Below are 14,963 nucleotides of genomic sequence, written 5' to 3' on the forward strand. Positions count from 1 at the left end.
CCCGCCGAGCCCGGCGACGTCTTCCGGGCGACGACGCGTGATCAGCCTGCCACCGGAACGGGAGTGGTCCCGATGGTTCCGCGGTCATCGGTGGGCTCCCGAGGAGATGACGTGGGGATGGCGTTGTCGATGAGGACGGCGGCGATGGCGGCGGCGGTGGGGAAGGAATCGCTGTTGAGGACTCGGGTGCGGGCCGAGGCGCCGTCGATCAGCAGCGCCAGTTGTTCGCCGAGCTGTTCGGGGTTGGTGGCGCCGGCTTCGCGGGCGGTTTCGGTGAGCCGCGCGGCGATGGCGGTCTTGTAGTCGCGTGCGTACCTGGACGCGGGGTGTTGGGGGTCGTGGAGTTCGACGGCCGCCCCGATGTAGGGGCACAGCGGCGTGGACGCGGGCATCTCGAAGGCGGCGAGGAGTCGTTCGCGGGGTGTGAGGTCGGTGCGGTCGAACACCCCGGGCATGACGTCGGGATCGAATCGGCGCAGGTATTCGGCGACGAGTTCGTCCTTGCTGCTGAAGTGCTGGTAGGCCGTGCGCTTGGACACCTGGGCGGCGGCGCAGAGTTGGTCCATGCCGGTGCGGTTGATGCCCTGCTCCCGGAACAGCTGCTGTGACGCGCTGAGGATGCGCTCGTGCGCGCCCCGGCCGCGGCGCCGGCCCAGGGGCCCCTTCTCCAACTCCGTCATGGCCGCAGCATAGCTCGTTCGGTACCGATCGGTCTACATAGATCGCGTTAACCACACCCTGCGCCTGGACCGTGCCCGGCGTCTCACGGCCGAGTGCGGTACCGATCGGTGTACGTAGCTTGTGCTCCCGCCGACCGTCGGGTACGTTACATAAACAGAACGGTGTACCTAACTCAACTCAACGGAGTGATCGTGGGAAAGCTCGATGGCAAGGTTGCGGTAATCACGGGCGCGACAAGCGGGATGGCGCTGGCCGGTGCCAAGCTGTTCGTTGACGAGGGAGCTCATGTCTTCATCACCGGCCGGCGGAAGGACGCGCTGGACGAAGCCGTCAAGCTGATCGGCCGGAACGTGACCGGCGTCCAGGGTGACGCGGCCGACCTCGACGATCTGGACCGCTTGTTCGACACGGTCAAGCGGGAAAAGGGCCACATCGACGTGCTGTGGGCAAGTGCCGGGATGGGAGAGCAGGGCGGGCTCGGCGAGATGACGGCGGAGCACTTCGATGCCCTCTTCTCGCTCAACGCGCGCGGCACGCTGTTCACCGTCCAGAAGGCGCTGCCGCTGTTCAACGATGGCGGCTCGATCTTCATGACCGGGTCGAACGCGTCGCTGCGGGGCTACCCCGGCTGGAGTGCGTACGCAGCGAGCAAGGCCGTGCTGCCCGCCTACGCGCGGGTGTGGGTGTGGGTGTTGCGGGACCGGAAGATCCGGGTGAACGTGCTGACTCCCGGCCAGGTCGCCACGCCGGTTCTGGAGCAGGTGATGGACGCGGAGATGAAGGCGCAGTTCGAATCCGTGATCCCGCGGCGAGAGATGGGCCACCCGGAAGAGATCGCGTCGGTCGCCCTGTTCCTCGCCTCGAACGACTCGAGCTATGTCAATGGCATGGAGCTGGTCGCCGACGGCGGCACCACAGTGATCTGAACCGAAGATTCGCGGTCAACGGGGATGGGCCGCATCTCCTCGACGCGGACGGCAAGGACGCGGACGGCAAGGTTGCCGAGGTGACCATGGTTGGCGTCCGCTGCCGTCCGCCGTCGAGATTCCTCGAGAACGGAAAGAGAGAACACTCATGAGCAGCATCACCCTCATCGGTACGGGAAACATGGCACGCGCCATCGGCACGCTCGCGGTGGCGGGCGGCAACACCGTCGAGGTCATGGGACGTGATCAGGCCAAGGCCGAAGGGCTTCAACACCATCTTCCGTAATGTCCTGGAGAATGGCCGGCCCGACGTGTTCATCGCCGGCGACAACGCGCAGGCCAAGGCGGACGTGGCGGCATTCATCCAGAGCCTCGGGCTGCGCCCGCTGGACGTCGGCGGTCTGAAGATGGCGCACTGGCTGGAAGGAATGGGTCTGGCCACGGTTGGCCTCGCCGGCAACGGGGTCGGCCACTTCGACTTCGCTCTCGGCGTCAACGAGTTCGCCGGCTGAGCGCCCGGGGGAGCAGCCGGCGAACAGGTCGCCGTGCGCCCCGGGCGATGGTTGATGGATCACCGATCCATTGATGTCGGATGTCGAATGTTGGCCAACGATTCTGCCCGAGGAGACTCTCGCGATGAAGCTCGGTTTCGTGATTCCCATTGTCGGGCCCGCCGTCAGCGGCGCCCCGGGCCTGAGCGCGTTCTGCCGCGGACTCGAGGACCTCGGCTACGACACCCTGTGGGTCGGCGATCGCCTGGTCACGCCGATTGATGTGGGCGATGACTACCTGGCCCTCGGGCCGCAGATGACCCGCTCCCTCGATCCGGTGCTGCTGTTGACCGTCGCCGCGGCGGCGACCAGCCGGATGCGCCTGAACGCCAGCACGCTCAGCACGTTCTATTACGAGCCGCCGCACCTGGCCCGGCTGCTGACCACGCTCGACGTGGTCAGCGACGGCCGCCTTGGCGTTGGTGTGGGGCTGGGATGGATGAAGCAGGAGTACGACGTCAGCCGCAGCGCCGACTGGCACCGGCGCGGCAAGATGCTCGATGACATGCTGGCGTTCCTGCACGCGTGGTGGACGACCGATCCCGTGGCCTGGACCAGCGAGTTCTTCACCTTGCCACCGGTACACGCCGGCCTGCGTCCGGTCCAGGTGGGCGGCCCACCCATCTGGATCGGCGGTGCCAGCGAGGCCGCCATGCGCCGGGTCGGCCGCAGCGGGGTCGGTTGGCTCGGGGTCGAGGGGCCGGCGCCTGCCGCGGCCGGCGGGCGGGATGCGGGCGCCGACCGCCTGTGGTCGATCGCGCGCCGAGCGGCGCAGGACGCCGGCCGCGATCCCGACGCGCTGAAGACGGCCATGCGGATCAACCTCGAACCGGGCACGTCCGTCGGCTCGCTGGCGGACAGGTTGCAGCGGTACGCCGAGTCCGGCGTTGACGAGGCGTACTTCGATCCGTTCAGGATGTTCACCGGCCTTGACGAGATGCTCGACTTCGCCGGCCAGGTGATCGCGCGTACCGGCAGGTTATGAGCCCGCGCTCGGGCTGGTCACCGCGTCCACCGCCAGGCGGCTGCGCAACATCGCGGTGTCGCGGCCGGGTGAGATCCCGTACTGCCGGTTGTACTCGCGGTTGAACTGGGTCGCGCTGGCATACCCGACCGCGCCCGCCGCCCCGGCCGCGGTCACCTGCCCGGACACCAACAGCCGGCGCGCCTCCTGCAGGCGCAGTAGTTTTTGGAACTGGACCGGGCTCATCCCGGTCGCCGCCTTGAAGTGCCGATACAACGACGCCACGCTCATCTGACCGGCTGCGGCCACGGCCTCCACTGTCAACGGCTCCCTGAAATGCCGGCGAATCCACTGTGCCGCGGTTCGTACCTGCGCGACGCGCGAGTCGGCCAACGTGAACTGGCGCAGCGTCGGGCCCAGCGGCCCGGTCAGCAGCCGGTACAGGATTTCGCCCTCGATCCGGCCGGCCAGCGCCGGAATGTCCTCCGGCGTGTCCAGCAACCGCACCCAACGCAGAACGGCGTCGATCAGCGCCGGCGTAACCGGCGCACTCGACATCCCGCCGGCGTCGGGTGCTTCTCGCGGCGGCGTGCCGCCCAGTTCGAGCAGGAGGTCCGAGAGCACCCGGCCGTCGAGCCGGAGTACCACCGAGCGGTACGGCACCTGGTCGAACGTGGCCGTGATCGGCACTTCCAGCGAGCTCAGAAACATCGTGCCGGCGCCCGTGCGCCAGCTGAGGTCGCCCGCCTCGATGCGTTTGACGCCCGCGGCCACGAAGCAGATCATCGGCTCATACAGCATGTCGTGGGGGTCGGTCGAGCTGTCCATCCGGACGAGCGTCAACCGGGGAATCATGGTGTCCACCCAGATCGGGACGCTGTGCCGGGCGACAACGTCGGCCAGTTCGTCGAGCATGCGCCGAAACCTTTCGCCGAGAGAATCAGGCAACACTACGCACGTACTGGCCCATGCCGCGGCCGTGAGTCATGCATAGCGTTGCGGCCATGACTAACGGGCAGATGCCAACTCGTCAGCTGGGCTCGCAAGGGTTGCGGGTCGGAGCTGTCGGGCTGGGCACGATGGGCATGACCATGGCTTATGGTCCCGGCGATCCCGGCGGGAGCACTGCGGCGATCCATCGGGCGTACGAGCTGGGGGTGACGTTGTTCGACACCGCGGAGCTGTACGGGCTGGGCACCGGCAGTAGTGAACAGCTCCTCGGCCGTGCGGTCCGGGGCTTCCGCGGTGAGGTCGTGCTGGCTACGAAGTTCGGCTACGACCTCAGCGATCCGGCCAAGATCGGCACGGCGCTGAACAGCCGGCCGCACCACATCCGCGAGGTCACCGAGAACAGCCTGCGTCACCTGGGCACCGACCACATCGACCTGCTCTACCAGCATCGGGTTGACCCGGCCGTGCCGATCGAGGACGTCGCCGGAACGGTGGGTGAGCTGGTTGCCGAAGGGAAAGTGCGGTGGTTCGGCCTCAGCGAGGCCGGTGAGGACGAGATCAGGCGGGCCCACGCGGCTCATCCGGTGTCCGTGCTGCAGACCGAGTACTCGGTGTTCGAGCGCGCGGTAGAGGCCGATGTGCTGCCGGCGTTGCGGGAACTCGGCATCGGCTTCGTACCGTACTCACCCCTCGGTCGGGGATTTCTGACCGGCGACGTGCGGCCGGCGGCAGCGTATCCGCCGGACGACATGCGCAGCTGGGACGATCGCTGGCAGCCCGGAAACTACGAAAGCAACGTGTCGGCCGTCGGTGAGCTGACCGCGATCGCCCGGGAAAAGAACGCCACCGTCGCGCAGCTCGCGTTGGCCTGGCTCCTCGCCCAAGGAGACGACATCGTCCCGATCCCCGGAACCCGTGACCCACGACGGGTCGAGGAGAACGTCCGCGCGGCGTCGCTTGCCCTGACCGACGGGGATCTGAAACGTATTCACGCCGTACTGCCGCACGGCGCGGCCGGCGCCCGCTATCCGGTAGCGCTGATGCCCCACTGGTGATGTGGTGACGCCGGCAGGAGATGCGCCGGCCGCCGCCATCGAAAGGCCTCGGACCGCCCGGGTAGCGGTCCGGGGCCTCTCTCCTCCCCACCGGTGCGCCTGACGGCGCTGTTGCCGCCCTCAGCTCAGCGGAATGGCCTTGGCGAGGGAAACGGCGAACAGCCCGTCGTGGTCGGTCCACCAGTGGTCGAGGGTGAACCCGGCCTCGGTCAGCTCTCTCTGCACGCCTGAACGGCTGAACTTGGCGGACACCTCGGTGCGGACCTCCTCGCCGGCCGCGAAGTCGACGACCAGGTCGGCGCCGGGGATCGTCACGCGCATCGGCCAGCGGGCGCGCAGCCGCATCTCGATCCACTCCTGCTCGGCGTCCCAGAGCGCGACGTGGGTGAACCCGTCCAGATCGAAGTCGGCGTCCAAGCTGTTGTTGAGGACCCGCAGGACATTGCGGTTGAACGCCGCGGTGACCCCTTGCGCGTCGTCGTACGCCGGCACCACGACGCTCGGGCTCTTCACCAGATCGGTGCCGAGCAGCAGGTGCTCGCCGGGCTCGAGCACCGCACGCACCTCGGCGAGGAAAGCCGCCCGCTCGGCCGGCAGGAGGTTGCCGATCGTGCCGCCGAGGAACGCGACGAGACGGTCACCGCCGACCGGCAGGTGCTTCAGGTGGCGGGTGAGGTCGCCGACGACGTTGTGTACCCGCAGACCGGGATAGTCGGCCGTGATCCGGTCGGCGGCCGCGGCCAGCGCGGTGGGGGAGACGTCCATCGGCACGAAGGTCTCGAGGACGCCGGACGCGGTGAGCGCGTCGAGCAGGAGGCGCGTCTTGGTGGAGTAGCCCGAGCCGAGTTCGAGCAGTGACCGCGCCCGGGTGTGCCGGGCGATCTCGGCGGCCCGGTCGGTGAGGATCTGCCGCTCGGCGCGGGTCGGGTAGTACTCGCGCAGCTCGGTGATCTGCTCGAAGAGTTCGCTGCCCCGGGCATCGTAGAACCACTTCGGCGGTAGCCACTTCTTCTCGGCGGTCAGTCCGGTGATCACGTCACTGCGCAGGCTACGGCTGATCTCGTCGTCGTCGAGGTGGACGTCGAGGGCGGGTACGTTCACAGTTCTCCCAGGGTCTTCGTGGTGAGGGTGGCGGCCGTGGCGATCAGCAGGGTCCGGTCGGGGACGGGCTGCCAGCCGGGATCGTCGTCGAACGGCTCGGAGGCCACGACGACGTCGGCCGCGCGGCGCCGGACCGACAGCGAGTGACCGGCGGTGGTGGCCGCGAGCGACGTTCCGTCGGTGAGCAGCATGTTGAGGCGGGAGCCGGGCGCGGCCGGTTCGACCTCGGCCACGACCGAGGCGAGGGCGTCGGCCGGGGTGGCGCCGGCCCGCAGCCGATCGCGGACGAATGCCCAGAGCAGGGCCGCGTCGGTGGGAGCGTCGAGGGTGAGCAGATCGGTCGTGGGCAGGGCCGAGGCCGGTTTCGCCATCGAGCCGGGCCAGCCGGCGACGATCCCGTTGTGACTGAACAGCCACGGGCCCTCACCGAACGGCGCGGCTGCGGTTTCGGTGACGGGCATCCCGACGGTGGCGCTGCGTACGGCGGCGAGCACCGTGGTCGAGGTCACCGTCGCCGCCAGCCCCGCCAGCGTGAGGTCGCTCCAGATCGGGGTGTGCCGCCGGTACCTGACCGCACCGTTCGGCGTGTACCAGCCGATCCCGAACCCGTCGGCGTTGATGGTGCCGCCCCCGCGCATGTCCTTGGGCGCCCACGACTGCCGCACCAGCCCGTGCGGAGGATCGAACAACACCGCCGACAGGGGTACGGGCGGTCCGAGGTACCCGAGGTGACGGCACATCAGGCGTCCCGCGCGCAGCGGAATCCGCTGAAGATCTGCCGGCGGATCGGGTAGTCCCAGTTGCGGAAGGTGCCGCGGCAGGCGGCCGCGTCGGTGCCGAACGATCCGCCGCGCAGCACCTTGTACTCCGGGCCGAAGAAGACCTCCGAATACTCCGAGTACGGAAACGCGACGAACCCGGGGTAGCCGAGGAAGTCGCTGGACGTCCACTCCCAGACGTCCCCGACGAGCTGGTGCACCCCGCTCGGCGAGGCGCCGGCCGGGTACGCGCCCGCGGCGGCGGGCCGCAGGTGCCGCTGTCCGAGGTTCGCGTGGTCGGCGGTGGGTGGCTCGTCGCCCCATGGGAAGCGCCGGGAGCGGCCGGTCGCCGGGTCGAACCGCGCGGCCTTCTCCCACTCGGCCTCGGTGGGCAGCCGCTTGCCGGCCCACGCCGCGTACGCCTCCGCCTCGTAGAAGCAGACGTGCACCACCGGCTCGTCCGGGATGATCCGCGAGATGCGCCCGAACCGCGTGTACGCCCACTCGTCGCCGTCCCGCTGCCAGTGCTGCGGCGCGCTCAGCCCGGCCGTCTGCCGGTGTCGCCACCCCGCCGGGCTCCACCAGCGCGGATCGTCGTATCCCCCGGCGTCGAGGAAGGCGGCGTACTGCCCGTTGGTGACCGGCGCCCGGTCCATGAAGAACGTCGCTACGTCGACCCGGTGGGCCGGGCGCTCGTTGTCCAGCGCCCACGGCTCCGTGCTGGTACCCATCGTGAACGCACCGCCGGGGATCAGCACCTCGCCGCCGACCGGCACCGCCGCGCCGGGCGGTGGTGGCGCCTGCAGCACGGGCGCGCCGGCCCGCAGCTGGTGGGTGGCGAGCATGGTCTCGTCGTGCTGCTGCTCGTGCTGGACGATCATGCCGAACGCAAACCCGTGCTCCACCAGCGGCGTCCCGTCCAGCCGCGAGTGGTCGAGGACGTCGAGCACCTTGTCCCGCACCGTCGCCACGTAGCGGCGGGCCTCGGCCGGCCCGAGCAGCGGCAGTTGCGGGCGGTCGCGGCGCGGATGCTTGAAGGCGTCGTACAGCTCATCGATGTCGTGTCGCACCGGCTCGCGGCCGCCGACGTCGCGGACCAGCCAGAGCTCCTCCTGGTTGCCGACGTGGGCCAGGTCCCACACCAGCGGGGACATCAGCGGTGAGTGCTGCCGGATCAGGTCTTCCTCGTCGACTGCCTCGGTGAGCAGAACGGTGCGGTCGCGGGCCCGATTCAGTTCGGTGGCGACCAGGCTGCGCAGGCGTTCGGTCTCGACGCTCATCGCTGCTCCTCGGTGACATCGGCGCGGCGCAGACGCCGCTGGACGGTCTCGACGACGTGGGTGCTGAGGTCGGCGGGCAGGGACAGCCGGTCCGCGGCCAGCTCGGTGAGGGTCGCGGCGGAGCGGCGCAGTGCCGGGTCGGCCAGCCCGCGGCGGTACGCGCTGCGCCAGCGCCCAGCCACCGGCTGAGCCAGCTCCAGCGCCCGCTCGGTGGTCCGGTGATCGGCGAAGAGGGCGGCGAGCATCGCCACCGGCGCGATCCATTCGTCACCCGGCTGCGCGTCGAGATAGCGAACCTCGAGGTAGCCGTGCGGGCGGACCGGCGGGAAGAGCGTGCTCAGGTGGTACTCGACGTCGCTCGCGGTGGGCGGCCGCGGGAGAACCCCGGTGACCCAGTCGGCGAGGGTCGCTCCGGGCGGTGGATCCCAGCGGCCATCGCCGCGGCGGACGCAGACCAGGGGAGCGGCCAGCGCGTACCGGACCCAGGCGGTGACCGGGTCACCGACCGGCTCGAGCGGCGGATGGGTGAGGCGGGGATCCATGCCCCACCACGCCGCCATGCGGGCTGAGGCCAGGCCGGTGTCCCGACCGGCGTGGCGGGCGGAGTTGGCGAAGAGGGCGATCAACGGCGGGCCGAGCGCGTGTGCGGTGGCCCAGCGGACCCCGAGTTCGGCCGGGGTACCGGCGTCGAGACAAACCTGCAGGCCGGCGGTGCTGCTCATCATGACGCGCCCGTGCGGGCCGCGGGTGTCGAAGGTCCGCTCCATGGCCGCGTAGCGCGGCGTGTCCAGCAGACGGCGGGGTGGGCGGTGCGCATCGATACCGTGCTCGCCGAGGCGCAGACCACCTTCGCTCAGCAGGCTGGTCAGGTGGGCGACGTCGGCGGTCACGGCCGCGTGCAGCGCGGCGGTCGACGGGGCCGGGGCCGAGGAGATCTCTAGTTGCCCGCCCGGCTCGAGGGTGACGCTGCCGCCGGCGGGCAGGGGATCGGGCGAGTGCTCTGGTCGGATGGTGGTCGGTGCGTGCGGGCCGAGGACGCGCCGAACAGCTGCCGGGTGGAGAGGCGCCTGAGGTGCCGTCGCATGGTGCACGGTCCACTCGAGCTCGGCGCCGATCAGCTCCGGCGGTCCCGTCTTGAAACAGATGGCGCGGATGTGTCCCTCGACGGCCTCCAGAGTGCGCAACTCATGGTCGGCGTCGATGGTGTCCCGGTCGAGCGTCGTCATCGGACCGACCCCCGTTACGAAGCTGAACTGCCGTCTACAACATCGGACGTTAGGCCAGAGGTACGACGGAACCCAGCGGACAGCGGCTGATGTTGGGGCGGATGGACCGGCCACAGCCAGCGGATTCGTGCAGAAATATGAGCTGTGTCACTGTGTTCTCGGGGGCGCGTTCCGGAGGTGCCGCTCGAACGCGAGGTGGGCCGGAAGATCCGTCGGTGCCCGTGCGACCGGTGCGCGCGCAGCGGGGTGGCGTCCACGTTGTGGAGGTCGGCACCGCGCGGGACGGCCAGGGAAACGGGCTGCTCCGGTGGGTCACCGCCAAGCCTTTCCTTCTCGACAAAACGTACATTCTTCGGGGTGCGGGCGGCCATGGCCGCGTCGGATCAGGGTCTGTCCCGGGCGTTCGCGGCTAGGAAAGAACCATGCGAATTGTCATCGTCGGCGGCGGCCTCGTCGGGCTGACGACCGGCGCCACCCTGCAGGACGCCGGGCACGATGTCACCGTCCTGGAGCAGGCGGCCGAGATCCGATCGAGTGGCGCCGCCATCAGTCTGTGGAGCAACGCGATGCGTGAACTCGACAGGATCGGGGTCGGACCGGACATCCGCAAGGTGGGTCACGAAATCGTGGGCCGGCTCTTCGACACCGACGGGCGAGATGTTCTCGGTGAAGGACTCGGTGTGTCCGATCGGGCGTTGATGGTGCCGCGATCCGTTCTCATCAAGCTGCTTGCTGAGGCTGTCGGTCCGGCCAGCATCCGTCTCGATGCTCACGTGACCGGCTTCGACGACCGCGGCGACGAGGTTGTCGTAGATGTGGCGGGTGGTCCACATCGCGTCGGGCGGCACACTCGGCATCGAGGACGCCGGTGTGCTGCGCGCGGCGTTGGCGGAGGCGCCGGACACGGGCACGGCGCTTGTCCGGTACGAGGAGGCTCGCATGGCCGGGTTCGATCGTGTCCGCGCGTTCTCGCTCGACCTGGAGCGCGCGTCCGACGCCGCGGAGTACGCCCAACGCTGGGCCCAGTTCAGCCACTGGATGCTGACGACCGCCCCGGTCGCCTGATTCAGGCTCCGCTCCTTCGCAGCAAGCAATGGACATCGCCCGCATCGGAAGTGATACCGCGGTACCACGGCGCCGGCCGAAGACGGTACCGCGGTACCACGGATCGGTGATCACCCGGACCTAGCGTCCTTGGCAGGACGCCGACGACATCGGCGGCGGAACTCCGATGGGGGAGCGATGATCGAGGCGCGACAGCTGACCAAACGGTACGGCGACAAGACCGCTGTGGACGGCGTGGACTTCACCGTCCGGCCGGGCGCGGTGACCGGCTTCCTGGGGCCGAACGGCGCCGGGAAGTCCACCACCATGCGGATGATCATCGGGCTGGACGCGCCGACCTCCGGGACGGTGACGGTCAACGGCCGCCGCTACGCCGGGCATCCCGCCCCGCTGCAAGAGGTCGGCGCGCTGCTCGAGGCTCGGTCGATCCACCCGGGGCGCTCGGCGTTCGACCACCTGAAGGTCCTCGCGTACACCCATGGAATCTCCCGGGCCCGGGTGACCGAGGTGATCGAGCTGACCGGGTTGCAGTCGGTGGCCCGCAAGCGCGCCGGCGTGTTCTCGCTCGGCATGGGCCAGCGCCTGGGTATCGCCGCCGCGCTGCTCGGGGACCCGCAGACGGTCATGCTGGACGAGCCGGTCAACGGGCTCGACCCGGAGGGTGTGCTCTGGATCCGCAACCTGCTCACCGGCCTGGCCGCCGAGGGCCGCACCGTCTTCGTCTCGTCCCACCTGATGAGCGAGATGGCGCTGGTCGCCGACCGGCTCATCATCGTCGGACGGGGCCGGGTCCTGGCCGACACGACCGTGCAGGATCTGGTCCTGCGGGCCGGTGGCGACACCGTCGTGGTCGCCACCGACGACCCGGCCGAGCTGCGCCGGGTGCTGGCCGCGCCGGGTGTCGAGATCTCCGGGCGCCCCGGGTCCGAGCAGCTCAGCGTCACCGGTCTGTCGGCGCGGGAGATCGGGCGCAAGGCGGCCGGCCGCGGTCTCACCCTGTTCGAGCTCACCGCCAAGACCGTCTCCCTCGAGGAGGCGTTCATGGACCTCACCAAGGACTCGGTCGAATACCACGCCACAAACACCCCTGCGAGGGCAGCATGAGCATCGTCACCGACACCCGACCCGCCGGAACCGCGCCGGTGCGGCACGTCGATCGCCACCTGAAAGTGACCGGCCGGCGGGTGCTGCGCTCCGAGTGGGCCAAGCTGTGGTCGTTGCGCTCGACCTGGATCACGCTCGGGCTGGGGCTGCTGTTCCTGCTCGGCTTCGGCGCCATCGCGGCGCTGCGCTACAAGTCGCAGATCGATTCCGGCCAGCCGATGGACCCCGATTTCGCCGACGCCACGACCTACAGCCTGGCGCTCTTCGGAGTCCCGTTCGCCCTGATCGCGCTCGGCGTGCTGGGCGTGCTGACCGCCTCCGGCGAATACACGACCGGCATGATCAGGTCGACGTTGGCCGCCGTGCCGCGACGCCTGCCGGTGCTGTGGTCCAAGGCCGCCGTCTACGGGGCACTCGCCTTCGTCGTCGCGACGGTCGGGGTCTTCGCCGGGTTCATGATCAGCAGTGGGGTCCTGTCCGGCACCCCGCTCGAGATGAGCATCTCGGACGACGGTGTCCTGCGCGGCCTGTTCGGCGCCGGGTTCTACCTGGCCGTGATCGGTGTCATCGGGGTCGCGCTGGGCGCCCTGCTGCGCTCGACCGCGGGCGGCATCTCGGCCCTGGTCGGCACATTTCTGCTGGTGCCGGGTCTGATGTCGCTGCTGCCGAAGTCCTGGCGCGACGATCTCACCCCGTACCTGCCCAGCAACGCCGGCGAGTCGATCTTCGCCCTGCACCACTCCACCGGGACGCTGTCGGCGGGCGCCGGGCTGCTGGTCCTGCTCGGCTGGACCGCGCTGGCACTCGGCGGCGCCGCGTACCGGCTGAAGCGGTCGGACGCCTGATCGCGGCCGGAACACTCGCGCGACGGCATCCGGCCTGACCGGGTGCCGTCCGCCGCTTTGCTGGAGGATGGGCCGGTGAGCAGCGAGGACAGCGCGGTCGGAATCTTGGTCGGGCATCCCGTTGCCGTCCGGTTGCTCCACGCCGCCCAACGCGTGCGGGAGTGGCACGCCAGGCATCGGTGGGTGCTCGACACCGCCACGGTGGTGGTGGTCTTCCTCTGGTTCTGCCTGCCTGACCTGGTTCCCGACCGGGGCCGGCCGGACGACGCGCCGATCGCCTTCACCGAGCGTCCGCTGCCGCAGATGCTGGTGTTGCAGTCGGTGCTGGTGGTGCCGCTGTGGTGGCGGCGCCGCACCCCGCTGGCCGTGTTCCTCACCGTCCTGACGTTCTTCGTGGCGCAGTGGGCGGCGGGGATCATGCTGCGGGCGGACGTCGCGCTGTTGGTCTCGATCTACAGCCTGGTGCTGTACGGCCGGCTGAGCCGCCTGCCCTGGGCCGTGCCCGGTCTGACCGTGGCGGTGGTCCTGGTGGCCGAACGGCTGTCCGACGTCGTCCCGGTGCGGGATGTGCTGTTCTTCGTCGGCAGCGTCGGAACAGCCGCGGTCGCGCTCGGCTTCGCGATCCGGATCCGCCGCGCCCAGCTGGCCGCACTGCGCGAACGTGCCGCCCAACTCGAGATCGAACGCGACCAGCGCCACCGGCTCGCGGTCGCCACCGAGCGGGCACGGGTCGCCCGCGAGATGCACGACATCCTCGGCCACAGCCTCTCGGTGATCATCACCCTGGCCGACGGCGGCGGACACGCGATGAACGCGGTCCCCGAACGCAGCAAGGAGGCGCTCCGGCTGATCGGCGACACCGGCCGCACCTCCCTCGCCGAGCTACGCCGCATGCTGGGCGTGCTCCATGAGGAGACCGACGAGCTCAACCTCAGCCCGCAACCCACCATCGCCGACCTGGACCTGCTGTGCGAGCAGATCCGGGCCGCCGGCCCGCAGGTCGAGTACCAGAGCGCCGGAGCCCTCGGCGCCATCGACTCCGGCGTGCAACTGGCGGCCTACCGCATCGCGCAGGAAGCGCTGACCAACGCGCTCAAGCACGCCGGGCCGCATACCCGCGTCCACCTGACCGTGCTGGTCGACGGTGATCGGCTGCGGATCACGGCTCGTGACACCGGCCGACCCGGCGGCGGCCGTTCTGGTCCCCCCGCTCCCGGGGGCCACGGCATGGTAGGCATGCGCGAGCGCGCCGCTCTCTACGCCGGGACGGTCACGGCCGGCCCGGCGCCCGGCGGCGGCTGGGTGGTAGCCGCCGACCTCGAACTGGGGAGTGAACCGGCATGATCACCGTCCTCATCGTGGACGACCAGCCGTTGCAACGTTTCGGCTTCCGGATGCTGCTGGACAGCAACCCGGGCACCGAAGTGGTCGGTGAGGCCCGCAACGGCGTCGAAGCGGTACGCCAGACCACCGAGCTGCGCCCCGACGTCGTGCTGATGGACGTGCGGATGCCCGGACTCGACGGCATCGAGGCCACCCGGCGGATCGTGGCGAACGGCGGCCGCTCGCACATCCTCATGCTGACGACGTTCGACCTCGACGAGTACGTGCACGCCGCGCTGCGGGCCGGCGCCAGTGGTTTCCTGCTCAAGGACGCGTACCCGGACGAGCTCTTCGCCGGGATCCGCGCCGTCGCCGCAGGCGACGCGATCATCGCTCCCACCCTGACCCGGCGCCTGCTCGACGCGTTCGCCCACCACCTCGGCGGCCCTGCGGCCACCGAACGACCGGCCGCGGACCCGCGACTCGGAACGCTGACGGAACGTGAGCGCGAAATTCTGGTCGCGATCGGCCGGGGCTGGACCAACGGCGAGATCGCCGAGCGGCTGGTGCTCTCCGAATCCACGGTCAAGACCCACGTCGGCCGAGTGCTCGCCAAGATCGGCGCCCGGGACCGGATCCAGGCCGTCATCTTCGCGTACGACCTGGGGCTGACCCGGCCACGCGACCCAGCGTGAGCCCTTCCTGCGTGAAAGAGCACACAAGGATGTCGACCTCACGGTGCAGACCCTGCTGTACGAACGCCTGTTTCGGTTCTCGGCCGGATACCACACAGCTACCGTTTTCGCAGTACGGATCAACTTCGGCGAGACGGCACCGACCATAGAGGACTGTCCAATGCGACTCGACCCCTTCGGCCCGTCCTACAGTCGCGACCCGGCTGCCACGTGGCGGGGGATCAGCACCTCGGGGTCGTTCGTCAGCCACGACACCGATCTCGGCCTGTGGCTGATCGCGGGACACGACAACGTCCGCACCGTCCTGTCCGACACCACGCGATTCAGCAACGTCGCCACCCTCGCTCCGATCATGCCGATCAGCGGCCGGGCGGGCGCGATCCTGGCCGGTCTCGCCGTTCCGCCGGTGGCCATCACGGCCGATCCGCCGGAGCACCA

Annotated in this window: 16 protein-coding genes and 1 pseudogene; 11 read left to right on the top strand and 6 right to left on the bottom strand. The window is 70.0% G+C overall.

Going from position 1 to position 14,963, the window contains the following annotated elements; translation table 11 throughout:
• Positions 1–41 precede the first annotated feature (41 nt).
• Positions 42–680: a TetR/AcrR family transcriptional regulator gene (locus tag AB0O15_RS29285; RefSeq protein WP_364324619.1), complete on the bottom strand. Its 639-nt coding sequence runs from the start codon at positions 678–680 to the stop codon at positions 42–44.
• 192 nt (positions 681–872) lie between these two features.
• Here AB0O15_RS29285 and AB0O15_RS29290 point away from each other — a divergent pair, with 192 nt between their 5' ends.
• The 4 genes from AB0O15_RS29290 to AB0O15_RS29305 all read left to right on the top strand — a co-directional run bounded on the left by AB0O15_RS29290 (position 873) and on the right by AB0O15_RS29305 (position 3,143).
• Positions 873–1,607, top strand: coding sequence for an SDR family oxidoreductase (locus AB0O15_RS29290; protein WP_364324622.1), 735 nt, complete (start codon positions 873–875; stop codon positions 1,605–1,607).
• Between the two features lie 148 nt (positions 1,608–1,755).
• Positions 1,756–1,893, top strand: coding sequence for an NAD(P)-binding domain-containing protein (locus tag AB0O15_RS29295; RefSeq protein WP_364324624.1), 138 nt, complete (start codon positions 1,756–1,758; stop codon positions 1,891–1,893).
• Complete coding sequence (locus tag AB0O15_RS29300) at positions 1,850–2,119, top strand: hypothetical protein (RefSeq protein ID WP_364324627.1); 270 nt, start codon at positions 1,850–1,852, stop codon at positions 2,117–2,119. The genes AB0O15_RS29295 and AB0O15_RS29300 overlap by 44 nt, the downstream gene beginning before the upstream one ends.
• A gap of 73 nt (positions 2,120–2,192) precedes the next feature.
• Complete coding sequence (locus AB0O15_RS29305) at positions 2,193–3,143, top strand: TIGR03619 family F420-dependent LLM class oxidoreductase (RefSeq protein ID WP_364324630.1); 951 nt, start codon at positions 2,193–2,195, stop codon at positions 3,141–3,143.
• Here the strand turns inward: AB0O15_RS29305 and AB0O15_RS29310 are convergent.
• Positions 3,138–3,965, bottom strand: coding sequence for an AraC family transcriptional regulator (locus AB0O15_RS29310; RefSeq protein ID WP_364324633.1), 828 nt, complete (start codon positions 3,963–3,965; stop codon positions 3,138–3,140). The two genes, AB0O15_RS29305 and AB0O15_RS29310, sit on opposite strands and share 6 nt — an antisense overlap.
• 176 nt (positions 3,966–4,141) lie before the next feature.
• On the opposite strand from AB0O15_RS29310, the gene AB0O15_RS29315 reads away from it, so the two are divergent.
• Positions 4,142–5,128, top strand: a complete 987-nt coding sequence (locus tag AB0O15_RS29315) for an aldo/keto reductase (RefSeq protein WP_364324912.1) — start codon at positions 4,142–4,144, stop codon at positions 5,126–5,128.
• A gap of 120 nt (positions 5,129–5,248) precedes the next feature.
• Here AB0O15_RS29315 and egtD read toward each other — a convergent pair whose 3' ends face one another.
• Genes egtD through egtA form a run of 4 tightly spaced genes read right to left on the bottom strand, consistent with a single transcriptional unit; the run spans position 5,249 to position 9,493 of the window.
• Complete coding sequence (gene egtD / locus AB0O15_RS29320) at positions 5,249–6,229, bottom strand: L-histidine N(alpha)-methyltransferase (RefSeq protein WP_364324636.1); 981 nt, start codon at positions 6,227–6,229, stop codon at positions 5,249–5,251.
• Entirely contained in the window at positions 6,226–6,969 is a 744-nt protein-coding gene (gene egtC / locus AB0O15_RS29325) for an ergothioneine biosynthesis protein EgtC (protein ID WP_364324639.1), read from the bottom strand. Before egtC ends, egtD begins: the two co-directional genes overlap by 4 nt.
• A complete protein-coding gene (gene egtB, locus AB0O15_RS29330) occupies positions 6,969–8,267 on the bottom strand; it encodes an ergothioneine biosynthesis protein EgtB (protein WP_364324642.1) in 1,299 nt (432 codons plus the stop codon). The genes egtC and egtB overlap by 1 nt, the downstream gene beginning before the upstream one ends.
• Complete coding sequence (gene egtA / locus AB0O15_RS29335) at positions 8,264–9,493, bottom strand: ergothioneine biosynthesis glutamate--cysteine ligase EgtA (protein WP_364324645.1); 1,230 nt, start codon at positions 9,491–9,493, stop codon at positions 8,264–8,266. The genes egtB and egtA overlap by 4 nt, the downstream gene beginning before the upstream one ends.
• Positions 9,494–9,915: 422 nt before the next feature.
• Here egtA and AB0O15_RS29340 point away from each other — a divergent pair.
• From AB0O15_RS29340 to AB0O15_RS29365, 6 genes and pseudogenes are all read left to right on the top strand, one after another.
• Positions 9,916–10,254 (top strand): annotated as a pseudogene (locus AB0O15_RS29340) (FAD-dependent oxidoreductase); the annotation flags it as partial.
• A gap of 52 nt (positions 10,255–10,306) precedes the next feature.
• Positions 10,307–10,558 carry a hypothetical protein gene (locus AB0O15_RS29345; RefSeq protein WP_364324918.1) on the top strand — a complete coding sequence of 84 codons (252 nt, stop codon included), beginning with the start codon at positions 10,307–10,309 and terminating at the stop codon, positions 10,556–10,558.
• Between the two features lie 177 nt (positions 10,559–10,735).
• Positions 10,736–11,662 carry an ATP-binding cassette domain-containing protein gene (locus tag AB0O15_RS29350; protein ID WP_364324648.1) on the top strand — a complete coding sequence of 309 codons (927 nt, stop codon included), beginning with the start codon at positions 10,736–10,738 and terminating at the stop codon, positions 11,660–11,662.
• Complete coding sequence (locus AB0O15_RS29355) at positions 11,659–12,507, top strand: ABC transporter permease subunit (protein ID WP_364324651.1); 849 nt, start codon at positions 11,659–11,661, stop codon at positions 12,505–12,507. Before AB0O15_RS29350 ends, AB0O15_RS29355 begins: the two co-directional genes overlap by 4 nt.
• Before the next feature lie 75 nt (positions 12,508–12,582).
• Positions 12,583–13,851 carry a histidine kinase gene (locus AB0O15_RS29360; RefSeq protein WP_364324654.1) on the top strand — a complete coding sequence of 423 codons (1,269 nt, stop codon included), beginning with the start codon at positions 12,583–12,585 and terminating at the stop codon, positions 13,849–13,851.
• Entirely contained in the window at positions 13,848–14,525 is a 678-nt protein-coding gene (locus tag AB0O15_RS29365) for a response regulator transcription factor (protein ID WP_364324657.1), read from the top strand. Before AB0O15_RS29360 ends, AB0O15_RS29365 begins: the two co-directional genes overlap by 4 nt.
• Positions 14,526–14,963: the final 438 nt, after the last annotated feature.

The organism is Actinoplanes sp. NPDC089786 (assembly GCF_040684855.1).
Classification (GTDB): domain Bacteria; phylum Actinomycetota; class Actinomycetes; order Mycobacteriales; family Micromonosporaceae; genus Actinoplanes.